This window comes from Chitinophaga skermanii (assembly GCF_003259335.1).
GTDB lineage: Bacteria > Bacteroidota > Bacteroidia > Chitinophagales > Chitinophagaceae > Chitinophaga > Chitinophaga skermanii.
Genome location: NZ_QLLL01000013.1, coordinates 71,435 through 97,758, shown reverse-complemented (window position 1 = coordinate 97,758; position 26,324 = coordinate 71,435). Strand labels below are relative to the sequence as shown.

The 26,324-nt window shown below is 42.6% G+C and carries 20 protein-coding genes; 13 read left to right on the top strand and 7 right to left on the bottom strand.

What is annotated here, in order from left to right; all coding sequences use genetic code 11:
* Nucleotides 1-66: 66 nt before the first annotated feature.
* A complete protein-coding gene (locus LX64_RS24415; RefSeq protein ID WP_111600326.1) occupies nt 67-864 on the bottom strand; it encodes an SDR family oxidoreductase in 798 nt (265 codons plus the stop codon).
* Nucleotides 865-989: 125 nt separating this feature from the next.
* Here LX64_RS24415 and LX64_RS24410 point away from each other — a divergent pair, with 125 nt between their 5' ends.
* From LX64_RS24410 to LX64_RS24385, 6 genes are all read left to right on the top strand, one after another.
* Nucleotides 990-1,376 carry a winged helix-turn-helix transcriptional regulator gene (locus LX64_RS24410; protein ID WP_111600325.1) on the top strand — a complete coding sequence of 129 codons (387 nt, stop codon included), beginning with the start codon at nt 990-992 and terminating at the stop codon, nt 1,374-1,376.
* Nucleotides 1,377-1,444: 68 nt separating this feature from the next.
* Complete coding sequence (locus tag LX64_RS24405) at nt 1,445-2,476, top strand: polysaccharide deacetylase family protein (protein ID WP_111600324.1); 1,032 nt, start codon at nt 1,445-1,447, stop codon at nt 2,474-2,476.
* Between the two features lie 481 nt (nt 2,477-2,957).
* Complete coding sequence (locus LX64_RS24400) at nt 2,958-7,514, top strand: PKD domain-containing protein (RefSeq protein ID WP_148707450.1); 4,557 nt, start codon at nt 2,958-2,960, stop codon at nt 7,512-7,514.
* Between the two features lie 83 nt (nt 7,515-7,597).
* Nucleotides 7,598-8,200, top strand: a complete 603-nt coding sequence (locus LX64_RS24395) for a hypothetical protein (RefSeq protein ID WP_111600322.1) — start codon at nt 7,598-7,600, stop codon at nt 8,198-8,200.
* 148 nt (nt 8,201-8,348) lie between these two features.
* Nucleotides 8,349-9,386: an SDR family oxidoreductase gene (locus LX64_RS24390; RefSeq protein ID WP_111600321.1), complete on the top strand. Its 1,038-nt coding sequence runs from the start codon at nt 8,349-8,351 to the stop codon at nt 9,384-9,386.
* Between the two features lie 15 nt (nt 9,387-9,401).
* Nucleotides 9,402-10,196: a helix-turn-helix domain-containing protein gene (locus LX64_RS24385; protein ID WP_111600320.1), complete on the top strand. Its 795-nt coding sequence runs from the start codon at nt 9,402-9,404 to the stop codon at nt 10,194-10,196.
* An 883-nt stretch (nt 10,197-11,079) separates the two neighbouring features.
* On the opposite strand, the gene LX64_RS24380 is transcribed toward LX64_RS24385, so the two are convergent.
* Nucleotides 11,080-12,312, bottom strand: coding sequence for a TCR/Tet family MFS transporter (locus tag LX64_RS24380; protein WP_111600319.1), 1,233 nt, complete (start codon nt 12,310-12,312; stop codon nt 11,080-11,082).
* Nucleotides 12,313-12,712: 400 nt separating this feature from the next.
* Here LX64_RS24380 and LX64_RS24375 point away from each other — a divergent pair, with 400 nt between their 5' ends.
* A complete protein-coding gene (locus tag LX64_RS24375) occupies nt 12,713-13,936 on the top strand; it encodes a serine hydrolase domain-containing protein (RefSeq protein WP_111600318.1) in 1,224 nt (407 codons plus the stop codon).
* Nucleotides 13,937-13,944: 8 nt separating this feature from the next.
* Nucleotides 13,945-14,631, top strand: a complete 687-nt coding sequence (locus LX64_RS24370) for an SMI1/KNR4 family protein (protein WP_111600317.1) — start codon at nt 13,945-13,947, stop codon at nt 14,629-14,631.
* A gap of 23 nt (nt 14,632-14,654) precedes the next feature.
* On the opposite strand, the gene LX64_RS24365 is transcribed toward LX64_RS24370, so the two are convergent.
* The gene (locus tag LX64_RS24365) at nt 14,655-15,023 is read right to left on the bottom strand and encodes a hypothetical protein (RefSeq protein ID WP_148707449.1); all 369 of its coding nucleotides are present in this window, start codon (nt 15,021-15,023) and stop codon (nt 14,655-14,657) included.
* Nucleotides 15,024-15,243: 220 nt separating this feature from the next.
* Between LX64_RS24365 and LX64_RS24360 the strand changes: the two genes are divergently transcribed.
* The gene (locus tag LX64_RS24360; RefSeq protein WP_111600315.1) at nt 15,244-15,405 is read left to right on the top strand and encodes a DUF1328 family protein; all 162 of its coding nucleotides are present in this window, start codon (nt 15,244-15,246) and stop codon (nt 15,403-15,405) included.
* 483 nt (nt 15,406-15,888) lie between these two features.
* On the opposite strand, the gene LX64_RS24355 is transcribed toward LX64_RS24360, so the two are convergent.
* On the bottom strand, nt 15,889-17,217 hold the full coding sequence (locus tag LX64_RS24355; protein ID WP_111600314.1) for a saccharopine dehydrogenase C-terminal domain-containing protein: 1,329 nt from the start codon (nt 17,215-17,217) through the stop codon (nt 15,889-15,891).
* Between the two features lie 382 nt (nt 17,218-17,599).
* Between LX64_RS24355 and gyrA the strand changes: the two genes are divergently transcribed.
* The 3 genes from gyrA to LX64_RS24340 all read left to right on the top strand — a co-directional run bounded on the left by gyrA (nt 17,600) and on the right by LX64_RS24340 (nt 22,015).
* On the top strand, nt 17,600-20,200 hold the full coding sequence (gyrA, locus tag LX64_RS24350) for a DNA gyrase subunit A (protein WP_111600313.1): 2,601 nt from the start codon (nt 17,600-17,602) through the stop codon (nt 20,198-20,200).
* 106 nt (nt 20,201-20,306) lie between these two features.
* Nucleotides 20,307-21,563, top strand: a complete 1,257-nt coding sequence (locus LX64_RS24345) for a tetratricopeptide repeat protein (protein WP_148707448.1) — start codon at nt 20,307-20,309, stop codon at nt 21,561-21,563.
* A 116-nt stretch (nt 21,564-21,679) separates the two neighbouring features.
* On the top strand, nt 21,680-22,015 hold the full coding sequence (locus LX64_RS24340) for an MGMT family protein (protein ID WP_111600311.1): 336 nt from the start codon (nt 21,680-21,682) through the stop codon (nt 22,013-22,015).
* A gap of 95 nt (nt 22,016-22,110) precedes the next feature.
* On the opposite strand, the gene LX64_RS24335 is transcribed toward LX64_RS24340, so the two are convergent.
* Both LX64_RS24335 and LX64_RS24330 read right to left on the bottom strand, forming a co-directional pair.
* Entirely contained in the window at nt 22,111-22,419 is a 309-nt protein-coding gene (locus tag LX64_RS24335; protein WP_111600310.1) for a GNAT family N-acetyltransferase, read from the bottom strand.
* A 2-nt stretch (nt 22,420-22,421) separates the two neighbouring features.
* A complete protein-coding gene (locus LX64_RS24330; RefSeq protein ID WP_111600309.1) occupies nt 22,422-22,730 on the bottom strand; it encodes a GNAT family N-acetyltransferase in 309 nt (102 codons plus the stop codon).
* Between the two features lie 160 nt (nt 22,731-22,890).
* On the opposite strand from LX64_RS24330, the gene LX64_RS24325 reads away from it, so the two are divergent.
* On the top strand, nt 22,891-24,003 hold the full coding sequence (locus LX64_RS24325) for an AI-2E family transporter (RefSeq protein WP_111600308.1): 1,113 nt from the start codon (nt 22,891-22,893) through the stop codon (nt 24,001-24,003).
* 37 nt (nt 24,004-24,040) lie between these two features.
* Here the strand turns inward: LX64_RS24325 and tamL are convergent, their stop codons facing one another.
* Nucleotides 24,041-26,314 (bottom strand): translocation and assembly module lipoprotein TamL, encoded by a 2,274-nt coding sequence (gene tamL / locus LX64_RS24320; protein WP_158538727.1) that lies wholly within the window; start codon nt 26,312-26,314, stop codon nt 24,041-24,043.
* Nucleotides 26,315-26,324: the final 10 nt, after the last annotated feature.

The following is a 26,324-nucleotide window of genomic DNA, read 5'->3' as shown; positions in this document are numbered from 1 at the left end:
TATCCAATAGAGGCCGTTTTTTTATGCCTGGTATATACGTAGCTTGTGGCAGTTGAAGTAGATAAATTATACGGTTGGAATCGTGCCACCGTCGATAACAAAAGAAGTGCCCGTTAAGTAATTCGCTCGTGGTGAAACAAGGAACCCTACTAATTCTGCTACTTCACTAGGTTGAGCGGGGCGGCCCATGGGAATGCCTCCTAAAGCATTCATCACGCTTTGGGTAGCGGCTTCGATAGAAATGTGTGATCCCTCGGCAATGCGTTCCATCATTCTGCCCGCAGCTTCCGTCATAATCCATCCTGGCGATACGGTAAGTACGCGGATACCTTTGGGAGCTACCTCTTTGGATAAACCTTTACTGTAGTTGAGGAGGCCGGCTTTTGCGGCGGCGTAAGGTAGGGTAGCATCGTGTAGTGGTAGCTTGCTTTGGATGGAAGCAATATGAATGATAACCCCCGTTTTTTCAGCCAGCATAGCAGGTAGAAATGCACGGTCTAATCTTACGGGCGCCAGTAAGTTTAATTGTAGTGTACTTTCCCAGTCTTCATCAGATAATACAGCAAAGCCTCCAGCTGGTGTTTCGGAGCCGCCGAGGTTATTGATAAGGATATCTACTCGCTTGAATTGTTCCGTTACAGCTTGTTGTACTTTTAATGTACCGGCTGTAGTGCCGAGATCTGCGGCGATGAAATGTAGGCCTTGGGGAAGCGGGTCGCTGGGTGTGTTTCTCGCAATAGCAATAACGGTAGCGCCGGCTTGTAGTAACCTCGTTGCAATCGCTTTACCTGTTCCTTTTGTGCCACCGGTAACGAGTGCAATTTTTCCTTTTAATTCAGTTGGGTAATCGAAAACCTGTTCCATGTGTTGTAAATTTTCAACAAAGGTCTAGCAATCATACATCGTGGTCAAGTACGGGCTTACGATTACCATAGGGATAAATTTCTCCCATATTGGCTGTTTGGGTGTATAGGGCTACCTTTATAAGTATGTATGAAAGGAAAATTAAGCCGAATTTGAATTGTGGTTTAGACCTAATGGGGGAAGTGTTGTATGGCAAGTGGAAAATACGTTTGTTGTGGTTTATTCATGAGGGGTTCCAGCGCCCTAGTGAATTACAACGCAAAATTCCCGGTGCTTCGCGGCGTGTGCTGAACATGCAATTAAACGAATTGGAGCAACACGAGTTAGTGGTGAAGAAGATTTACCCTGTAGTGCCGCCTAAAGTAGAATATAGTTTAACGGCATTAGGAGAAAGCTTAATACCATTATTGTTTCAACTGGGTCAATGGGCCGATGAACATGATGATCAATTACGACGCGTAATTGCATCCACTTGGGAAGAACAACATCCCGTTACGCCGAAAACTTCGTGAAAAATTTCAAAATCCCTATCTTTCTTTCTAATTTAACGCCCTATACATAACGCCAAGATTAGAATAACATGACCCCATTAAAGCAAGCCTTCTATACCGGGATACGATTTATGCCAATTGCCCTGCTCAAATCTTTGAACCCGCACCGCATAATTTTACCTTACCAACACTTAGTAAACGACGAGCAAGTAGCGCATATTAAGCATCTTTACCCATTCAAGGGCACGAAAGCCTTTGCCAAGGATATCGATTACTTATTGAAGCACTTCAAGCCCTTGTCGGTAGAAGATATCTTGCAACACATAAATGCCGGTACCCCTTTACCACAAAATGGCTTTCTCCTAAGTTTCGATGATGGTTTACGCGAAGTGAAAACCCATATCGCTCCATTACTAGAACAAAAAGGTGTACCCGCTGCCTTCTTTATCAATACCGCGTTTCTTGATAATAAGGAGCTTTTTTACAACATGAAAGTGAGTTTGCTGATCGAAAGCATGGTGAAACAACAGGTAAGCCCGGCGCAATTGGAGCGGATGGCGGAAATTATGGGATTGCCGGGGCGTGTTAGCCGGGGAGAATTGCAGCAACGAATTAGGCAGATTACTTACAGTAATAAGCAATTGGCGGATGAGTTGGGAGAGGTGGCGGGATTGGATTTCCAAAGCTTCCTCCGCGAAAAACAACCGTTCCTCAACTCCGATGAAGTACAAACCCTCGTGGATAAAGGCTTCGCTATTGGAGGACATAGTATCGATCATCCTTACTACACCTCGCTTACCCTCGAACAACAAATACAGCAAACCCTTGGTAGCGTGAACCCGTTGGTGGAACGCTTCCAACTTCCATATAAAATATTCGCATTCCCCCATTACGACACGGGTGTTAGCAAAGCCTTCTTTGATGCCATGTTGCATGTACCCAACCCGCCGTTAGACTTAATCTTTGGCACCAGCAATCACAAACAAGATATTTCTCCCCGCATTCTACACCGCTTTAACTGTGAACGCCCGGCCATTGATATACAATCGGCTGTCAAAGGAATATTAGCTTATACCATCGGTAACACTTACCGGGGTAAGCAAATTGTTCATCGTTCCTAATTCCACCGCGGTAAATAGACTACCCGGCACAAGGCGAGGGGTAAAAAATGACTTGCCGCGAATGTACCGTGGAAGTGGTCGTTTCTTACTCTTATTATATTAATATATAATTAATTACAATCTGTAATATGAAGAATAATCGCATGTGTTATAAAAGTCAAATGATTGTATTTTATTTCATTATACATTTAAAATAAAAATACTTTATTAAATAAATTATATATGTAATTTGCGTCAATTCTACGCATTGTATCCATTCCAAGGTTATCTTTGCACAAGTTGAAACTGTGTGTGTAAGTTTATATTGTTATTGAAAGAAGCCCTTAAAGAATTAACCATCTTTTTAAAAAATTAACCATCTGTGAAGAACCATTTCTCAAGGGGGCAAAAGATACGTGTGGGTGTCTTAAGTATACTTTACATACTGCTCCAATTCACTATTGTCCGTGCCCAGGGCGATCAAACGAAAATCTCCATCTCCATGAACTCATGGGGTGGAACGATGGGCGCTTGGTTACATTTGCCGGACGACTACAACACCACATCAGAACGTTATCCTTTACTTATTTTCATTCATGGGATCGGGGAGCAAGGCACAAATTTAGACGTTGTCTTGAACCAAGGTTTGCCACGCGCCATCGCGAGAGGGGCGAAAATGAATTTTACGGTAAACGGTAAAACGTTCAAGTTTATTACTGTGTGCCCGCAAGCACCCAACGGTTGGTTTAACGAAAGCATGGTAGATGCTGTGTTGGAGGACATGAAAAAACGCTACCGGGTGGATGATGCGCGGATTTACCTAACGGGTATTAGTGCCGGTGGTTACGGGGTTTGGAACTACGTAGCTTCAGGTACTACCTACAGTGATAAAATCGCCGCCATTGTACCAGTGAGCGCCGCGGGTATTGATAATTCAAAACTCGGTGGACTCTGTAACTTGGCTACAAGTAATGTACCTGTATGGACGTTGATCGGCGATAAAGATCAATTCTACGACCTGGCAAATTCTTACATCGATCGTATTAATGCATGTAATCCAAAAACGAAGGCCATCAAGACTATTTATCCCGGCCTAGGACACAGTACCGAGGCATGGGATCGTGCTTATTCTGCCGATCATGCTTACCAAAACCCGAATATTTACGAATGGATGTTGCAATACTCCAAAGGTGGTGCAACCCCAGTAAACCAGCCCCCAGTGGCTAATGCAGGCTCGAATGTAACTATAACTCTACCCACTTCCTCTACAACACTCAATGGTAGCAATTCATCCGACAGCGATGGTGCTATCACTAAATACGAATGGACCCAAACCAGCGGTCCTAACACGGCGAAGCTAGCTACACCAACAACAGCCACTTCGGCTGTGTCTGGCTTGGTAGCCGGTACATACGTGTTCAAATTAACCGTAACCGATAACAACGGGGCCACTGCCTCGGCCAGTGTTACCATTACGGTGAATGCTGCCGCCAGCAACCCGCCACCTGTTGCAAACGCTGGTAATAATGTAACGGTTAATTTACCCAGCTCTACTGCTACTCTGAACGGGTCGAACTCCAGTAACGCCGCCAGCTACAGCTGGAAGCAAGTAAGCGGGCCAAATACGAGCACAATTGCTACACCTACCGCTGCTTCTACCACAGTTTCAAACCTCATTGCAGGCACATATATTTACGAATTAACAGTCACCAATACCGATAAAGTAGCGGCCACGGCGCGTGTTACAGTTACCGTAAACGCTGCCAGTAGTACAGATTGTGGATGTAATATTACCATTACCCCCGGCTCGGATGGTGGTGCATATATCGATGGCTCTAAACGCGATGTGAAACCTGGTGATGTGATTTGTATCAAAGCGGGTAAATATAAATATATCGAGTTCTTCAACTTCTCCGGTACACCGGAAGCTCCTTTAACGTTCATCAACTGTGGTGGACAAGTACAGGTGGGCGAAGGGAACTACTTCGGTATTAACATGAGCAATTCTAAATACTGGCGCTTTACAGGTACCGGTTCTGCCGATAAGTACGGTTTTAGTGTAAACACTACAGGCAAGTATTTAGCTAGCGGCTTCGCAGCAGGCAAAGGTTGCTCCGACTATGAAATCGATCATATCGAAATCCAGCATACCGAAGCAGGTGTGCTTTGCAAAGTAAACCCAGATTGTGACCCGATGAACCAACACCCTAACTTTAAAATTATGAATACCAAGTTCCACGACTTGTACATTCATGATGTTACAGGGGAAGGGATGTATATCGGGCATACTTCGCAAAACGGGGTATCACTTACTTGTAACGGGGCTACCGTAAATGCTTTGCCTCCGCGTTTATTCAATGTGCAGATTTATAACGTTATTACAAATAATACAGGATGGGATGGTATCCAGTTATCTGGTGCCCCGGAAAATGCCTATATATATAATAATAAAGTAAGCAACTACGGCCTCGAGAATAAAGGCAGTCAACAAGCCGGTATTATCTTCGGTGGCGAAAACGTAGGGGCTGTATATAATAATACCATTATTAAAGGTACAGGTAACGGTATCCAAATATTCGGTTCCGATTTAGTGAAGGTGTACAATAATATTGTTGTAGATGCCGGGTATGATGGTTCCGCAGTTCGCCAGGATGCGATCTTGATCGATGACCGTCCTACGAATGTGATCTATAAACCTTTACGTTTACAGGTGTTCAATAATACCATCGTTAGGCCGGGTAGGAAAGGGATCAACTTCATGAAAACCAAAGGCACCGTAGGTACAGGCAATATGTTGTATAACAACTTCATTGTGGCAGTAGGGGCCGACTTAAGTAGTGGCGACCGTGCCTACATGGATGTGTCGAACGGGATTGACTATACTGCCGGTAATAACCTCTTCTTGGCTGATATTAACGCCGCTAGGTTCGTGGACGTAGCAGGTAATAACTTCCATATTACGAACTTATCGCCGGCTTTGGATAAAGGTTACAATGCCAGCGCATATGGCATTACCAAAGATATTGATGGCGATAACCGCCCACAAGGCGCTGCTTTCGATATTGGTGCCGATGAATACAACAGTACAACACCGCCTACCAATAAGCCTCCGGTTGCGAATGCAGGCAGCAATGTAACCATTACTTTGCCTGTGAATACAGCTAATTTGGATGGTAGCGCTTCTACAGATGCCGACGGCAAAATTGTTACCTACACTTGGAAACAATTGAGTGGCCCAAGCACTTCTGCGATTGCTTCACCCAATGCCGCTAAAACAGCCGTGAACAACCTGGTAGCCGGTACTTACGTATACGAACTTAAAGTAACCGACGACGATAACGCCACAGCCACTGCGCAAGTAAGCGTAATCGTAAAACCTTCTACCAACAAACCTCCTGTAGCAAACGCAGGCAGTAATTTCGCAATTACATTGCCAACCACCACGGCTAACCTCGATGGTAGCGCTTCTACAGATCCAGATAATAATATCAATACTTACAGCTGGACCCAAGTAAGCGGCCCGAACCAAGCCAATATTGCTACGCCGAATGCTGTAAAAACAGCGATCGGTGGTTTGATCGCCGGTAACTATGTGTTCCAATTGAAAGTGACGGATAAAGAAGGTTTGTCGAGCACGGCACAAGTTACCCTTACTGTAAACGCGGCGCCCAACAGGGCTCCCATTGCAGATGCGGGTAACGATATCACCATCACGTTACCCGCTAATAGCACTACGCTGAATGGTAGCAAATCGTCTGATCCAGATGGTTCCATTGTGAAGTTTGAATGGAAATTAATTACCGGCCCAAGCACTGTTGCGTTCGACTCTCCGAATAGCGCAACAACTAACGTGAAAAACCTCTCCGCGGGCGCCTATATATTTGAATTGATCGTTACTGATAACCTCGGTGCTACCGCATCCGATAGGGTTACTGTAACTGTGCAGTCTGCCCCGAACAAGGCTCCTGTTGCAAAAGCCGGCAACGATATTACCATTACTTTACCTACCAACAGTGTTACGCTGGACGGTTCCCAGTCGACCGACGAAGACGGTTCCATCGTTAGCTATAGCTGGCTACAAGTAAGTGGCACCAAAGTAAGTATTACCAACCCCCAAGCTTCAAAAGCTACAGTAAGTGGTTTAGCTGCCGGGGTATACGAATTCGAATTAACGGTGAAAGATAATGGTGGTGCAACCTCAACAGATCGTGTATTAGTTACCGTGTTAGCGGCAAATAAACCACCGGTGGCTGTAGCTGGTGCTGATGTAACTATCACTTTACCCACCAATTCAGTAACCGTGAATGGGAACGCTTCTTCGGATGAAGATGGTACTATTACCAAGTACGCATGGACTAAAATCTCCGGCGGAAATGCAACCATTGCCTCACCGAATGCTGCACAAACCACCATTAGCGGTCTTGCCGAAGGAAAATATGAATTCGAATTAACAGTAACAGATAATAATGGTGCTACAGCGAAAGATCGCATTATCATCACCGTACAACCAGCGCCTAACAAAGCGCCGGTAGCCAATGCAGGTGCCGACTTCTCAGTACAATTGCCCGGCCCGCCGTTTACCCTCGATGGTAAAAATTCGTACGATCCAGATGGTAATATCGTAAGCTATAGCTGGAAGCTCATTGCAGGAGAAGGAGCCACAATTTTGTCGCCGAACATGGCTTCAACAGGTGTACTTATCCTCCGGGAAGGCGACTATTCATTCGAGTTAACAGTTACCGATAACAAAGGCGCCATTAGCAAAGACGTGGTAACCGTAAAAGCAGTAAGCATATTAAACGTGCTTGAAGTGTTACTGTACCCGAACCCGGCTACATCGCGCATTCGGTTAGATATTAAAAAGAATGAAATCAAAAGCGGCATGGTATACATCATGAACAGCTCTGGTAGCATGGTGAAACAATACAATATTGGCAACATCACCAACAGCTATAACCTCGACATTGATGTGAGCAACTTTGCAGCAGGTATTTACTACATAAAATTAGTAGGAGCGAACGGGGTGAACTACACAACGAACTTCGTGAAAGTAAACTAAACGCTTGTTCCATTAACTAGTATTGCAAACGCGGCGAACTCCTTTTGGGTTCGCCGCGTTTTTTATTTACTTTGCGGCTGGTTATGAAAAAATTGATGTATTTAAACCGTCGGCAATTAATCATCATCGGCATGATTGCCTTTGCGGGTTGCTATTTATTAATGCTTTTGCAACACAATCTAACGAACAACCCGGCGCCTTTCGATGTTGGCGGTATGGCGCTTGTGGCACTGAGCGGGGCATTGTTTATTACGGCGGCTGTGTTTTTAAGGGGGTACTTATTGTACCGCCGTCAAACCCAAATATTCGCGCAGCCCGGGGTACCGGAATTCTTGGAGAAATACCATTTCACAACAGCCAAGATGGGCGGCAATAGCCTTACCATGTTGGCGCAAGAAGTATGGGCAGGCGAGCTGAACGGGTTTCCAATTCATCTGTTCAGTAACCCGGCACGTCCTAAACACTTGGTAGCCTTTATTGGATTAGAGATTCCTGCAGAAGAAAAACAAAAGTTCGCCCGTATGCTGCCATTGTTCGAAGGTTCCGATGTACTGATCGGCCCAGCAGGTGCGTTCAAAACAGTGCAAGTGTCGACCGAAATAGAAGAAACACTTACCTTGGTGATAGAAGTACTTAAGGAGCAAGGCTATCTTCCCAAGAAAACAACACACGAACATCATCATTAAGCATAGTAAAAGGAAGGTTGATCGCCTTCCTTTTTTATTAGGTTGAACTTTTGAACAAAGAGAAATAGGACTTTTAAACAACATGAATCAACCAAACGAGTAGGAACTTTGTACTGGTTCGGATATCGAATACACACAATACCTACACATGGAAAATTCATCAAACCAAGCACAAGTGCTTGTAACCGGTGGTTCCGGTTTTATTGCTTCCTATTGCATTATTGCCTTATTGAAAGCCGGTTTTAAAGTAAAGGCCAGCGTACGTTCGTTAAAAAGAACGGAAGAAGTGAAAGCGATGTTACGCCAAGGGGGTGTCAACTCTTTCGAGTCGCTGAGCTTTGTAGAAGCCGATTTACAAGATGCTGCCAGTTGGCATAATGCCGTAAAAGATTGTACCTACGTTATTCATACGGCATCCCCTACACCCAATACTGCCGCTAAAACACTCGACGACTTCGTAGTTCCTGCCAGGAACGGGGTATTATATGTGTTAGAAGCTGCTCAAAAAGCTGGCGTAAAAAGGGTGGTGCTTACCTCTGCATTTGGGGCGGTAGTCATGGGAACGAATAAAACGGCCCCTTATACGGAAGAAGATTGGACTGTGTTGAACAATACAGTTCCGCCTTATCAACAATCTAAATCCATTTCAGAACGAGCGGCATGGGAGTTTGTACGTAGCCATGGGAATAGAATGGAACTTGCTGTTGTAAACCCAGCTGGTGTATTGGGCCCCGTGCTGTCGAACGATTATTCTCATTCCATCCAGCCTATTTTTCAAATGTTGAGCGGGGTAATGAAAGCCTGTCCTAAGCTATCGTTTGGTTATGTAGATGTACGTGATGTGGCCGATTTACATGTAAAAGCAATGGTATCACCCGCAGCGAATGGGCAACGCTTCTTGGCAGTAGCAGGAAAATCGATGTCGATGGTGGATATAGCGAATATATTACGTCGTAACTTAGGAGAGAAGGCGGCTAAGGTGCCTACGAAGGTAGTACCCAATTGGTTTATACGTGTTGGTGCATTGTTTAATAAACAATTTGCCTTGGTGGCACCCTTGGTAGGCATTGTTAAATCGGCTAGTAACGATAAGGCTAAGCGTTTATTGGGATGGCAACCACGCTCTAACGAAGAAGCTGTATTAGCCACTGCTAATAGTTTACTTGATTTGGGGCTTGTAAAGTGATTAAATCCGTTTATTATGAAGTTTACCGACATAAAATCTTGTTATATAGGTCCCACAATATCGCCGGAGCAATTCGTGCAAGAACACATGTTCCTGTTTTTGGCGAAAGGCAGTATAGATGGGTACGATGGGAATAAGCATTATGTATTACATCCCGGTGAAGCCTGTGTTGTTCGAAAAAATCATTTAGCCCGTTATCATAAGAACAAGGAAAACAATGCATTCGAGAAGGTGGTCATTATTTTTGATGAAGTCTTTTTGAAGGCGTTTCAAGCGAGGCATGCCTTTTCTTTACAAACTTATTTTGGGAAGGAAGCCTTTATAAAGTTCCCCCCTGCAGAGTTGATCCATAATTTCATACACTCATTAACACCTTACTTTACAGAAGAAGGAAAATTGCACCAATCGTTTGCGGATATTAAGCGGGAGGAGTTGTTGTTGATTTTGTTACAACTTAACCCTGCCTTAGCAGGTGTATTCTTCGATTTCGGGGTGCCAGGGAAGATTGATTTAGAGGCTTTTATGCAGAAAAACTACAAGTTTAATGTGAGCATAGAGCGCTTCGCTTATTTGTCGGGTAGAAGTTTGTCGGCCTTTAAACGCGACTTCAAAGAGATTTTCCAACAAACCCCTAGCCGCTGGCTAACCGGGCGCAGGTTGGATGAAGCTAAGTTTTTGATAGAGAAGGATTTAAAACGGCCAAGTGATATTTACGTGGAATTGGGGTTTGAAGACTTATCCCATTTCTCGTTCGCCTTTAAGAAGCAGTTTGGATATGCTCCAACAGCGCTATTGCTAAAAAGTAAATGATTTGATAACCAATAATTTAGAATAGATAGTCGACTATTCTTCTTTTAAGTTCATATCAATTCTGCTGGTTTCACCTACTACAATCAGCTTAAAATCTATCATTGATAAGTGTATTCTCTTTACTCATCTTTCAAACTCTTCTCTACATCCTCTCAAAACCAATTTTGCTCAGCCCATTCGTCCAACGAACTACAAATGCTTACTCAACCTGTATAGATTATGCTCCTAAATAAGCGTCTATTTCTTATTCAATAGCTTATAAATCAATAAAATAGTAGCAGGTATCTCCAATATTGATAGTTTGTTTGATTTTTATATGTGCTTGGTTATGAATTGTTTATGATAATTAATTGAACCATTGTTGTATTATGATATTGAAATTCAATGTAATGCAGATATTCATTATGCACGACAAGCTTTTAAATGGTAGAAAGTAAGGTTTTCATAAGGTAAAAGCCGATAACATATCGATCTTATATCGACTGATTATCGATGTAAATACGATGTAATTACATGGATTTACTTGGACATTACATGGAAAACACATGAAAATTACATGGAAATTACATGGAAGCTACTTGGAAGTCACTTTGAAGTTACTTAGGAATTACACGACCCGCACGGTCAAATACCTATTAACCATTGGGTAGTTTCTAAGTATAGCACGGATTAATCCAAGGGGATAGTGAGACCTTAGAAAGGTAATAGTTGGAATCATTCGGAGTGTTTGTGAGAAATGGCAGTGTAGGGTTGATTGCGACAATAAGGCGAATGGTAAGTAAGATAACATGCATTCAAGCAATAGCATATCACTTTCTCTTGCCTTTCTTCAAACTAAAAACAAATTAAAAAGGCGACCCAGTTAGGAGCCGCCTTTTATGTGTTATTTAGACTTAGGATGATCCATCCCGTACTTTTTCAACGATTTCTGTGCTAGCAATAAGCTAACCAACACCAATACCGCTCCCAAGGCAAATGGTGCGCCTGGGAAATAAATCGGGCTTGTTGGACTGGTGCAATAGGTAAATAACCCCGTCATAATAAGTGGCCCGAAGATAGAGGTAATACTCATAAGGGCTGTTAGAGATCCTTGCAGTTCGCCTTGTTCGTTTGGAGGAACCTGGTTACTCATAATACCTTGAATAGCAGGGCCGGCAATACCACCGAGTGCAAAAATGGGCATAAAGGCGTACATCATCCAGCCTTGTGAAGCGAAGGCGAAAAGGGTAAACCCAATTATGTAGAACATCATACCGATGTTCACCGACTTCGTTTGGCCGAATTTCGGGATCAGTATCCTAATCAATCCACCCTGTACTAACGCAATCATCAACCCAACAAAGCTGAGTGAATACCCCGTATAGTTTTTATCCCAATTATATTTCTCCATCGTAATGAAGGTCCACGTACTTTGGGTAGCATGCCCGGAAATGTAAATAAGTACAATGGAAACCACCATGCCGCTTAGTGCAGGGTATTTCTTTAACTGCGTAAGGGCGCCGAATGGGTTGGCGCGTTTTATATCGAATGGTCGACGGTTCTCGGGGAGTAACGATTCCGGTAAGATGAAAAAACCGTACAACGTATTCACCAAGCTAAAAACAGCCGCTACAATAAACGGTAAGTGCAAACTATGCTGCCCTAAAATACCGCCAATAGCTGGACCTATAATAAACCCTAAGCCAAATGCTGCGCCCACCAAACCAAAGTTTTGTGCACGTTTTTCAGGTGTACTTATATCGGCAATGTAGGCAACCGCTGTTGTAAAGCTGGCGCCAAAAATTCCTGCAATTACGCGGCCTACAAATAACCAAGCCAGCGTAGGGGCAAAGGCTAGGAATAAATAATCAATGCCTAAACCCAATAAAGATGCTAATAAAATAGGTCGGCGACCGTAACGATCGCTCAATCCGCCCGCTATAGGGGCAAATAAGAATTGCATACTGGCATAAGCGAATGTTAGCCAACCACTGTAGGTGGAGGCATGACTAAGATTCTCGCCGGTTAAATTTTTAATTAAGTCAGGAACAATGGGAATAATAATACCGATGCCTATTGCATCAATTAGAATCGTGATGAAAATGAAGCCTAGTGCAGCATTTCGTTTAACGGCCATAAAATTTGAAAAGTTGAGCGCCAAAATTACAGCATTTATTGAACGGTATATGAACAAAAAATGAATTATAAATTAATTCATGGGTTCGTAAGGATAAAATTGTACCATTGCATACCAATTTTTGCGCTAACTGCGTTATTATCAATAGTATACCATATCCGGGAAGACCATAATAACACAAAAGTGTTGTTTTTAAACCAATGTTGATAGCGATATTTACTATCTTTATAGCTTCCTTGTAGCTAAAAGCGAAGGACCTGCGCTTCTCCTTTGTATTTATGTTCAACCTGGTAGCTATTACTCATAGCAAATAATAACTGTAAGCAAAGTTTTAGAGTATTGTCCCATTTGGGCCCAATTTGATGCTGATCGTTTAATAAAACCAATTTAGAACCGGATCATGTACTGCGTTTCGACGAGATTTATTCACCTGTTAGGTATTGTGTATTTTATAATTGGCTGTCAAATAGCCACTGCGTACGGGCAGAAACCTGTTCCAAAAGAAGTGCAAACGCATATAGATGCTGTAGAAACAAATTTGGCAGTTTTCTTTCCTAAAACCGATTCCATAACAGGATACGCTAGCCTAGCGGAAAGAATGGCATATTATAATGTAAATGCTTTGTCTATCGCCGTTATCAATAATGGTAAGTTGGAATGGGCAAAAGCATACGGCTTCGCGAACGCGGAAGATAGGATAGAAGCTACGCCTACTACCATGTTCCAAGCAGCGTCTATTAGTAAATCTGTAAACGCTTTGTGCGTAATGAAGTTGGTAGATGAAAAGAAATTATCACTCACGGAAGACGTACGCAAGTATTTAAGCGGTTGGCGATTACCTATTTCCGATACTGCGCGCGGATATGAAGTGAACTTGGCTAATTTGTTGAGTCATACTGCCGGTCTTAGCGTACATGGTTTTGAAGGATACGAAGTGGGTAAGCCAATGCCAACAAGTACCGTAGCGATTTTAAATGGTAAGCCGCCAACGAATAGCCCGGCTGTGCAATTTGTAACAAAGCCGAATGTTGGCTTTAAATATTCTGGCGGTGGCATTTTAGTTGTACAAGAAATTCTAGAAGAACAATTTAACTTACCGTACACAACTATTTTAGATAAAAAAGTGTTGATTCCGTTACAAATGAAACATAGCACTTTTACGCAACCGTTACCGGTTGAATGTAGAGATAAAGCAGCTGTGGGATACCGCGTAACAGGAAAGCCTTTAACTGGCAAATGGCATATCTATCCGGAACAAGCTGCGGCTGGTTTATGGACTACGCCCAGCGATTTAGCAAATTTCATCATCGCGATTCAAAAATCTTACAACAAAAAGAAAGGATTCATTAAGCAACAAACAGCACACACCATGGTCACCCCTTATTTAGCAGGTACAAAAGTAGGGCTAGGCGTTTTCGAAAGCGCTTGGGGGGATACACCATTCTTCAATCATGGTGGCGCAAACGAAGGTTTTAGGTCATTTTACTGCGGAAGCCTCACCACGGGTAAAGGCATTGTAATTATGATTAATTCTGATAACGATAGGATTTTTAAGGAGATCGTTTATACTGTGGCCAAGGACTACAATTGGAAGAACGAGAAAACTATTCAGCCTAACAAATAAATTTCACCGTGAAAACATTAGCAACTTTGGAGCCAGGGGCGACGCTTTCTTACTTTATTACCATGAAGACAAATGAACTTGCCAGCAAACTTGCCATGTTAAGAAAGAAAGACGGCTGGCGACTATTCCGTAAAGTGCGGTATAGAATTTTCGGATCAATAGCGCATCATTACAAACTCAACAGAACTTTAAGAGAAAAGGATATTCGTGCCTTTGAAGAGGCGCATTACATTGAATTGCCCACGGAATACCGCAACTTCTTATCGAAGATGGGTAACGGTGGTGCAGGACCCGGCTATGGTATTTTCCCCATCGAAAAATGGAACCTCGACTTAGCCACCTATAATGGCTTCTTAGCCAAACCATTTCCCCATAAGAAAGCATGGAATATGGAACAGGCTTTCGATTTAGAAGATGAAAACTTCTTTGAATCGGCCGCTTACCAACATTGGGAAACATCGTATTACGACGACGAGCAATTGACCGGCTCGATGCGTATTTGTCATAATGGCTATGGTGTATATACTTTGTTAGTCGTATCGGGTGTAGAAGCAGGAAATGTGTGGATTGATGACCGTGCGGGTGAAAACGGGATTTATCCATTGCAAACCCCGTCGGAAGAGCGTGTAGGATTTAATAGTTGGTACAGTAAGTGGTTGAACGAGAGTTTGGATTCTCTCGAGCAGTTCAAATAAATGTAATAAAGAGTAGCACTGATTTAAGCATAATATAATTTCTCCGCTTCTGCAGAAGACCTTCCAGCACGGTCGAACAGTAGCGTGAGGTTCGTTTTCACATGAGAATTGGCGATTTCCATATCCCAATTAGGGTCCACCCCGGGAATATGGGTGTGTAAAGCCTTCAGAAATTTAAACCATCCACCGGTAGATTCCGTAATCGACATACACTTTCCATTTTTAAAAAAGAGGTCGAGGCTGATTTCATCATCCTGTAAGCGATCGTTTTTACAACCGAAGAGCGCCGCAATATCGGCCCATTTATGGCTGCCGTCACCTTTAATGGTGAAGCCTTTTTCGGTATAGCTGAAAACGCCGTCTTCTTGGAGTAGTTGATTAAATTCGAGCATACAAATAGTTTTTTCGAGGGATTGGGTTCCCGCGTTCAACAAATGACAATTCACACCATTTGGGTGCGCTTACAAGAAAAAGACGACTGGGTTTTAAAAAGGTTGCACCAGCTGCCAAAAAATTCTGGCATCTTTTATGAATATATTTTGTTAAGTATGGATGATTGAAGGGTTAGGTTAATGTGTAGATATCTATTATTCACCCTAAAAACTTGGATATATGTTACGTTGGACAGTCATTTTCCTCATTATCGCTATTATAGCGGCTATTTTTGGTTTCGGTGGTATCGCGGCAGGTGCGGCATCTATTGCTAAAATCCTGTTTTTCATCTTCGTAGTTTTATTCGTGATTTCCCTGTTGGGATCATTGCTGCGGAAGTAGTGGGATCGCGAAACCCTTACCAGTAAATAGTTTACTGGATATATCGTTACACCTCGAAATTGTATTATTCCGTTAATTAAAGCTGTACAGCCTATCGCACCTGTTTTTCATGGTGTTGAAGGCATAGGAGTTTGGTGACGGAAGATGAAGCGTATTGGTAAATCCCGTCTCTACTTGTAGGGGCGGGATTTTTATGTGGGCGGTTTTAGAATGGTGCTGTTTCTTAAGAGGTTGCACGCATAGCACGACCAGCAGGGCGAAGTATTTAATATATCTATTCAATGGCGGTAGAATGTGGTATAAAAATACTTTATGGTGAAGTGGAAGTCAAGCATAAAAGTGTGGAACGTAGAAAATCAGGGTTGAAACGTAGGAAGAATTGCACATAAAAAAAGAGGCTATACCATTTGTATAGCCTCTTCCCATTCACAAAAAACAATCTTCCTCTTAAACCATGCGGGTGTCATAGGAAATAATGCGTTGTTATTCGAAGATTTCTTCGAACCGGATATCGAAGTCTTCTAGTTCTCGAAGTACCGGTAAATATATTTCAGGCATCACGGGTACGTGCAAACCTGTTAATTCAATCTTTTTGTCTTGTAAAAGCATTTTGGCCAAAATTCCTAGCGGTAAGCCTACTGTTTTCGCCATGGCTGTGCGGAGGTTGTCTTCACCTTGAACAATCATATAACTATGCATCTTGGTGGCCATGTTGCGACGTTCGAACTCGATTTCATGGAGCATCACGATCATATCTTTATCGTGTGGTTCCATTTTTAACTTGCTCTCTAACACTTGCTGCAAAACACTTGCATTCGTTTGTTCTCCTAAGTTAACGAATTCTTCGCTTAATATACCCAAATATTTTATTTGGCGGATGAGTTTCGACTTACTGCTAACGCCTAAATGAGCCGAAAGGCTTTCTTCAGGGGCGACAGATTTGTCGAGCGTTAGGTGCTGGGTAGTCCAATCGAACCAGGTCATGTTATCGGTATTCACCTTCGTGGTATCCTCGGTAAGGCCCAGTTTCACGAGAGCATTCCAGCCTTCGCAGAAATCTGGGAAGCGGAGGGTAGCGCGCATGAAGGTGGGGATTTCGCCGAGGTTGTATACGTCGATATAGCCGAGTGAGTCGCGGTTGGGGTAATAGGCTAACTTGCCTAAACCGGGGATTTGCACTGTTTTATTTTGATCGAAGAGCTGTTGGTAGCCTACTTCTTTGATTTTTCCTTTTTCGCGGTAGATAGCGCCAGAATTGCCGGCGAGTACTACGTTGCGGGCATTCCACGAGATTTTGTACTGCCATGGGTTATCGTTGCTTTCGGGCGAGATAAGTCCACCACAGTAGGATTTGAAGGAGTAGATTTGCCCGCCTTTTTTCTCGATGGAGTGGATGAGCTTCATGGCCGACATGTGATCGATACCTGGGTCGAGGCCCATTTCGTACATGAATAGGACCCCTGCTTTTTGGATATCCTTGGCCAACTTGCGTGTTTCCGCATCGATATAAGAGGCTGTTAAGAGGTTTTTCTTGAACTGGATGCAATCCTTCGCTACAATGATATGTAAACCCGGGGGGAGGAGCGAAATAACGATATCGGCCTCCTGGATGAGTTTTTGCCTTTCTGTTTGATCCTTGATATCGAAAGCAGCAGGCGTAGCGTAGTAAGATTTACCGATTTTGGATTTAATCAATAAAAGATCACTGTCCGCCACAGTAACATGCCATTTTTGCCTGGGGGCATTTGCAAGTAAATAGTCTATCAAGCATGTTGCAGATTTTCCTGCACCAAACAGTAGAACATTCTTCATATATAGTAATAGAAAGTGGTTAATTATATTGGAACTAACAAATGGTGGTTATGAATGTTCGAAATTATTAAAAATCGTTTCCGTTCACTACCAATTTTTCATCCCGTTTTTTCGATTGATTATCACATGGTTAGAGGCAAATGTCTTGCCAAGATTATAAACACGCAATATAAAAATTTGTTTAAATATTGTATATTAACTAGAGATAATACGAAATTAACATAATTAAATAATTGAATTGACCGCAATATCATAAAATAAACGGATTTGACCGCGGTATTTTTTATTCACATTTTGCCCCAAAAGCGCCTAAATACGGCCTAGAATGGCTATATTTGCTTTTCTTTTTCTTAAATAGAAAAACTTGTAAATCAATTAACTAATGATAGAAAATACGGACAATCAGCAGGAAGGCAAAATTGTACAGATTAATATCGAAGAGCAAATGAAAACGGCCTATATCGACTATTCCATGTCGGTGATCGTTGGTCGTGCTTTGCCGGATGTTAGAGATGGCTTTAAACCTGTACACCGTCGCGTGTTGTTCGGTATGTCCGAACTGGGCAATACCCATAACAAACCCCATAAAAAATCGGCACGTATCGTAGGTGAGGTATTGGGTAAGTATCACCCGCATGGTGACTCTGCCGTATATTTTACAATGGTACGTATGGCACAGCCGTGGTCGATGCGTTATCCTTTGATCGATGGCCAAGGTAACTTTGGTTCGATTGATGGTGACATGCCGGCTGCGATGCGTTATACCGAGGTGCGTATGAAGAAAATCGCCGAAGCGATGTTGGAAGACCTCGAAAAAGATACGGTTGATTTCTCGCTCAACTTCGATGATACCCTCGAAGAACCGGTAGTATTACCAACGCGTATTCCGAACCTAATCATCAATGGTGGTTCTGGTATCGCGGTAGGTATGGCTACGAACATTATGCCGCATAACATGACGGAAGTGATGGATGCATGTATGGCATTTGTTGACAATAAAGACATTACCGTAGAAGAAATTATCAAGCACATTAAAGCGCCTGATTTCCCAACCGGTGGTATTATTTATGGTTTTGAAGGCGTGAAACAAGGCTTCGAAACGGGTCATGGTAGAGTGGTTGTTCGTGGTAAAATCACTACAGAAACAGATAAAAAAGGCAAAGAGAAATTAGTTATTTACGAATTGCCTTACCAAATCAATAAAGCGGTTCTTCACCAGAAAATCGCGCAATTGGTAAATGATAAAGTGATCGAAGGTATCTCTGATGTAAGAGATGAATCGGATCGTGAAGGTATTCGCTTGGTAATCGATTTAAAACGCGATGCTATTCCAAACGTTATCATCAACCAATTATATAAATACTCCGAATTACAAACATCCTATGGTATCAACAACGTAGCCCTTGTAAAAGGTCGCCCACGTATCTTGAATATCAAGGAAATGATCAGCGAATTCATCGACTTCCGTCATGAAGTAGTTACACGTAGAACACAATACGAATTACGTGAAGCAGAGAAGAAAGCGCACATCTTGCAAGGTTACTTAATTGCACTCGATCACCTCGATGAAGTAATTGCCCTTATTCGTAAATCAGCTACGCCTGACGAAGCGAAAGAAGGTTTGATCAGTAATTTCGGCCTATCTGAGATTCAAGCGAAAGCCATCCTCGAATTACGTTTACAACGTTTAACAGGTATGGAACGCGATAAAATCCGCGAAGAATACGATGAAATCATGAAGCTCATCAAATACTTACAAGATGTATTAAATGATGAAGGTCTTCGTTTCAAAATCATCAAAGACGAATTCGAAGATATCAAGAAACGTTTCGGTGACGAACGTAAAACAGAGATTCAATACCTCGCTAGCGAAATGCGTATGGAAGATATCATCGCGGAAGAAGATGTGGTAATTACCATTTCTCACCTCGGTTATATCAAACGTACTTCTGCATACGATTACCGTCAACAAAAACGCGGTGGCCGCGGTGCGATCGGTGGTAAAACAAGGGAAGAAGATTATATCGAACATTTGTTCGTAGCTTCTACGCACCACACGATGCTGTTCTTTACAGAAAAAGGACGTTGCTACTGGTTGAAAGTATACGAAATCCCAGACGGCGAAAAATCTGGTAAAGGCCGCGCTATTCAAAACCTCATCAACCTCCCGGCTGATGATAAAATCCGCGCGATCATCGATATTAAAGACCTCGGCGATAAAGATTATATTAACGCTCACTATATCGTGCTTTGTACGAAAAATGGTATCATCAAGAAAACATTGTTGGAAGAGTTCTCTCGCCCTCGTCAGAACGGCGTAAACGCTATTACCATCAACGAAGGTGACCAATTATTGGAAGCGAAATTAACGAACGGTAACAGCGAAATTATGATGGCTATCCGTAGCGGTCGAGCAATCAGGTTCCCTGAAAATACAGTACGTGATACTGGTCGCGGTGCAATTGGTGTACGTGGTATTGAAGTGGATAACGAGAGCGATGAAGTAGTTGGTATGATTTGTGTAGATAAAGAGGACACTTCAAGAACCGTGATGGTGGTTTCCGAAAAAGGATATGGTAAACGTACAAGTGTTGACGAATACCGTATCACAAACCGTGGTGGTAAAGGTGTTAAAACCATTAACATTACAGAGAAAACAGGTAGTTTGATAGGCATTATGGACGTAACAGAAGAGAATGACTTGATGATTACTTGTAAATCGGGCATCACAATCCGCATGGCTGTAAAAGACATCCGTGAAGCGGGACGTGCAACGCAAGGGGTTCGTTTGATTCGTTTAGATGAAGCAGATGAAATTGCAGCAGTAGCACGCCTCGATAGGGAAGAAGAAGAAGAAATGGTGTTGGAAGAGGGTGATGTGTTGTTAACGGAAGGTGCAGAAGGTACTGAAAGTAGCGACAGCAACCCTGGAGAAAACGAGTCGGCAACCGGTGAGGAAGCTGAAGCTCCTGTAAACGAGTAATTTTATATTTAAATAACTGAAAGAATGGAGATGCCACAACATCTCCATTGCTTTTATGACAAGTTTCATTAATTTAACTGCTAACTAAAACAAAAATCTGGCTAACATGAAAAAATTAATGGTATCTCTTCTCCTTTGCGGTGCTACGATGAGTGTATTCGCACAACGTGCAAAGGTGAACAGTGCTGAAGATTACTACAACAGTAAGAACTACGACAAAGCGAACGCCGACATTGATGTTGCCCTTCAAAACGAAAAAACAAAGAACGATGCGAAAGCATGGTACTTGAAAGGTAAAATCATGGAAGCAATTGCCTTGAAAGATAAAAGTGCTGCCGTTTCTATGGAGTCGTTCGATGCTTTCAAAAAGTCGTTAGAAATCAATCCTAAAAGCAACGAAGCGGTATTAGATCTTTACAACCGTATGTTCAACTTATATGCTACTGTAGCTAACCACGCTTACGGTTTCTTGAACGATCAAAAATGGGATTCAGCTTCTAACAACTTCAATAGAGCATTTGAAATTGTTGAGTTCACTAACAGCAAAAATTTAAGTGGTACAATCGCTGAAGATACTGCTATGGTATTCTACGCAGGTTACGTAGCTAACCAAGCTGGTCAATCTGATGTAGCTTTCAAAAGATTGAGCAGAGCTGCTGAATTACAATACAAAGGCGAACCTGCATTATATGTAGTATTGGGCCAATTGTATGAAGATAAAAAAGACGAAGCCGGTTGGTTGAAAACAATCGAGCAAGGTAAGAAGTTGTTCCCTAACGACAAACGTTTTGGCGATATGGAATTGAACTACTACCGTAAAACAAACAAAACAGGTGAGTTAGTAACGATCATGGAGAAGAAATTGGCGGACAACCCGAACGATTTCCAAACATTATCTGACTATGCCATCCAATTAGATAACATCGCTAACCCTCGCGACGATAAAGGTGAAGACCAAGCTCGTCCTGCTAACGCAGAAGAATTGATGGGTAAAGCAGAAGCTGCTTACAAAAAAGCGTTGGACATCAAACCTACAGACCCAACCATGAACTTCCAATTGGGCGCTGTTTACTTCAACCGCGCAGCAGCTGCTTCACGCGAATTGAACGCTATGGATAGCAAAACGCAAAACTCTCAAAAAGGTAAAGACCTCAACACCAAAGTACTTTCTTTGATGGATGTTGCATTACCTTACTTCGAGAAAGCGGATGCTTCTTATGCTGCAATGGGTAGCGAAATCCAACCAAGCGATAAATCTACTTACGAAAACTGTTTGATCGCTTTATCTCGTATTTACGCGATTAAAAACCAACAAGCGAAAGTAGACGAGGTGAAGAAAAAATTAGAAGTTTTAAGAGGCTAATACTTCTTGAATCTACGATATAAAAAAGGGTGGCTCAATACCGTTGAGCCACCCTTTTTATTTTCCTGGCTAGTGGGAATCATTTACTTTCGTAGTGATCTCATCATATATTACCCATGAAGCAGAAAATCACAAACACCACCGATATTTATAAAGGCATTTTTGATATCGTACGCTGCGTACCCAAAGGGCGTGTTACCACCTATGGTGCCGTTGCTAAAGCAATGGGCCTTAAATCGGGTGCACGCATGGTAGGGCGAGCGATGGGGTTCGTTAACGGCGAAAAACCAGCCGTGCCAGTACAACGTGTAGTAAATAGTAGTGGTCATTTAAGTGGCGACAATGGTACCCGTGAAAAAAAACTCGCCGCGGAAGGTATCCAAGTGAAGAACGGGAAGATCGTCGATTTTAAGAAGCTATTTTGGGACCCCGTGACAGAAATAGAACTTTAACAGGTAATTATTTAGGAGCGCGGGAAGCTACTGAACAATAAAAGCTATTAATGCTTAATAAGCATAAAAAAAGACGGGTTGAGGCCCGTCTTTTTTTATGATACGCCTACGCGGTATTGCGGATCTAATTGCGGCAAATACTCCGGGTGCTTTTTTACATAACCCGCTACAAACGGGCAATACACCATCACGAGTTTCTTTTGCTCCGCAGCAAAGGCAAATGCAGCTTTTGCTAAGGCTGAGGCAATGCCTTGACCTTCTAGCTTACCGGGTACTACCGTATGCATAAAAGCAATATTGCGTTGCTTATAATAACGGTATACCAATACGGCTTTTTCACCGGCGTAATCAACCTCGAACTGGAGGTTCGTTTCGTTGTTCACGACTTGAAAAGGCGTTTCCATAATTAATCGTTTTTAACGCTGGGGTCAACGATTCTTTCCCAATCGGGATGGCGCTTAATATATGCCGCTACCAATGGGCAAAGTGGTACCAACGTGTGGTGATGTTCTTCTAAATAAGCCAATGTTTTCTCAATCAGGGCAGTGGCCACACCTTTACCTTCCAGCTCTGGGGGCGCTTCTGTATGAATGAGGTAGGTTTTGGTACCTTTTTCTTTGTACACGATAAAGGCCGTGTACCCGTCGACCGTCAATTCAAATTGTTCTTTTGCCTCGTTCTTCACCAAGGGAAGTGATACATATTCGTCTTTCATAATAATCGTATTTAATAGCGTTTACAAGTTAAGGGCTTTGTAGAAAAAACAGTGCGAAAGGGACTTTTGTTCTTCATATTCACCACTGAAAGCAGTAAAACGGCAACATATTTGAACAACATAGTGTTGTAATTTACAATAACGTTATCACTTATAATCCATGGAAAATACATCCACCTTGAAACAACCCTTTTATGTAAAACTGGCGGCCATACTTTTCGTATTAATCGCGCTTGTTTTCATTATTTACATGGGCCAAGAAATCTTTGTGCCTTTTGCTTTTTCATTTTTAATTGCCGTGTTATTACGGCCAATAGAGAAGAAGCTAACGGGCTGGGGATTACACCGCGTACTGGCCATTTTTATTACGATTATTTTAGCAGCATTCGTGCTTTTTGGGGTACTCACGTTTTTATCGTACCAGTTTATGTCGTTCTTCGACGATTGGCCGAAGATTGAACGTAACTTATTGCTATTTGGTAAGGAAATACAAGATTGGCTACGTAAAACATTCGACGTAAGTGTAGCACAACAGCAACAAGTTCTTGAGCGAGCCCGCTCCAATTCGATGGAGCAACTGGGAGCTGCTACGAAAGGTACTTTAGGCGCGCTAGGTGGGTCGCTGGCAATGATGACGTTGATACCCATTTACGTGTTCTTATTTATGTTCTATCGCACACTGTTGTTACAATTTATCATCGATGTGTTCGATAAGAAGCATGAGCCGCGTGTACGCGAAGTAATAGGCGAAGTACGCGTGGTGGTGCAAAGCTACATTTCGGGATTATTGCTAGAAACAGCATGTGTAGCCGTGTTAAATTGTATAGGCTTGTTGTTGTTGGGTGTTCCATATGCAATTTTGCTGGGTGTTATTTCTGCCTTGCTGAACCTTATACCGTATATCGGGGGATTAGTTGCTGTTGTGCTTTCTGCCCTGATTGCCTTAACGAATACGGGCGACATTGGAATTACCATCGGGGTTATTGGCGTGTTCTTAGTCGTGCAGTTTATTGATAATAATTTGTTGGTACCAAGAATTATTGGTTCTAAAGTGAAGTTGAATGCCTTATTCTCTATCGTTGCTGTATTGGTGGGCGGTGCCATTTGTGGTATTGCGGGGATGTTCCTAAGCATCCCATTCCTCGCAATTTTCAAAGTAATATTCGACCGTGTAGAGGAGTTAAAACCCTATGGCCGTGTATTGGGCGATGAAGAACAAATGGAGAAGAAAAAGCGAACGTACACGAAGCGTAAAACCGGCAACGAATCATAAACAAAAAGGTCTCTATATCGTAGAGACCTTTTTACTATTAGAACGGATAACCAATCGCGATATTCAAGATGAGATTCTCTTTCCGCCAATCGGGATCTCCGAAGTTAATCTTATCAATTACCCATCGTTCATTCGAAGGCAACCAAGGCTTGCGCACAGGGAAGGCCAAATCGAAACGTACAACAAGTATGGAAGCATCAATCCGTAAACCAATACCCGCATCTACAGCAGTTTGATTTAAGAAGCTATTGAACTTGAATTGCGCACCTGGTTTAGAACTGTCTGCTTTTTGCAACCAAATATTACCTGCATCCACGAAAGCTGCCAGCGCAATGTATTTCATTAACTTGTATCGTAATTCCGAGTTAAATTCCACTTTGATATCACCCGCTTCATTGGCGTAATACGTACTGGAATCGGAACGGAAGCTACCCGGGCCAAGGGTTCTTGCCCTGAAGCCGCGCAAACTATTGCTACCACCCGTAAAGAACTGCTTCACAAAAGGCAGCGATTTCGAATTGCCATACGGCAAACCATAACCCGCAAACACCCTGTTCACCCAGTTCAAGTTCTTCGATAATTTCCAGTAGTACCTGCCTTCCAACGACAAGCGTGCAAATTGCGAATAATCCTGTCCAAATATCTTGCGTTGTCCATCATCATCTTTCTTCGTTACCAAGCCAATTAAGTTACCCGCTACATCGGCATTGAAGCTCGCAAAGAAGCTATGATAACGTTCTGGTGAAAGGTTGCTGAAGTTCAAGGTGTAGTTACCACCGATAATAAACTGTTTCGCAATACTTTGCCTGAGTGTTGGATCTTTATCCAAGCGCTCCTGGAATTCAGGGGTTATTTTGGAAGGCAACACGTAAGTAATGGAAATGGGGTTCCATAAATGGTCGAGGAACTGGGTTTTCTTCCACTGGTAACCGAATTGCAAGTTGAGTGCATTCAGGTTGTATAAGTTCGGACTACTCAGTAATTCATAACTCGCACTTATTCTCGTACGCGGCACATACGGCGTTCGTAAGTTCAAGCCGGGAATAGGAGAGATGAACCTAGGGAATGTAACCGATACGCCTAAATTCAAGCTATAGGCATTCGTTACCAACTGCGTGTTTTTACCGCCCACTTGGGTTTCAAAACCCGCACCTACCGTTATTTGTAGCAAATTGGCTCCTTTGAACCAGTTCCGGTTTTTCGCCGAAACTTTCAATTCCGAACCAATAAAGTTATTCGATTTAGAATATCCCGATAACTCCAATTGCAAAGAACGTTTCGGGTACGGCGTTAAATAGAATTTCGCAAACAAGTAACTCGAATCCCTATCAGGACGAAATGTTCCTCTCACAAACTTAAACGTACCCAAGTTCATTAAACGTTGTAAAGTAATGTTGTGCGAGCTCAACCTATACAAAGAATCTTCTTTCAAGAACACGGAACGCTCAAATACAATAGGTCTATACAAACTATCTGGATCATAAATAGTAAACCCGTGGAAGGGGCGACCAGGGTATTCCGATATTAAGCTGTCTCTACCCAAGGTGTAGTTCGTGTACAGATCTACCTTACGCATGTAATACTGGCGCAAAGCCACGCGCGGTGCAGCATCTTTCACTTTCACATATAAATCAACCTGCCCGCTTTTTGTACTATCTACTTGCACCAGTAAATAGTCTGGCGTAAAGTAATAATACCCTTTTTCTTTTAAAATATTATGAATACGTTCCCGCTCATCTTTAATAATATCGAGATCGTAATTATCTCCTACTTTCAACAAGGTAAATTTCTTCGAGCTATCGATGAAATACCCCAATTTGCTGCTATCTACCACGAAACTTACACTTTTAATCGTATAGCGGTTCCGAGGGTCAATCGTATAATGAATACCTGCTTTTTTCTTCCCGCTATGCTTGATTTCATTTTCTACCTGTACGTTGAAATAACCTTTATCTTCCAAGTAACCTTCCAAAATTAAGTTGGTATTGTTAGGCTTAACGGAACTGAGTAACACAGGTGCTTCACCCCATTTCTTACGGAGTAAGTAATTTAGTCCTTTCCCTTTCGGTTCGTTGCCAAGGTTGTACAGCCAAAGTTTGATAGGCATGCCCAAAAATTTCTTATTGGGTTTGGGGCGAATACGGTCATCCACGCCATCGCTGAGCGTGCTATAATCTTTGGGCTTTTTGCCGTCCCACTTCACATCGGCACCTGTATATAGGCGATCGCCTTCGGGCACGGTGCGCGTAGTGGAACAAGCAGCCAAGATGGCGCTGGCGGATATGAAAAGGAGGTATGTATAAATTCTCATCTGCTGCGTC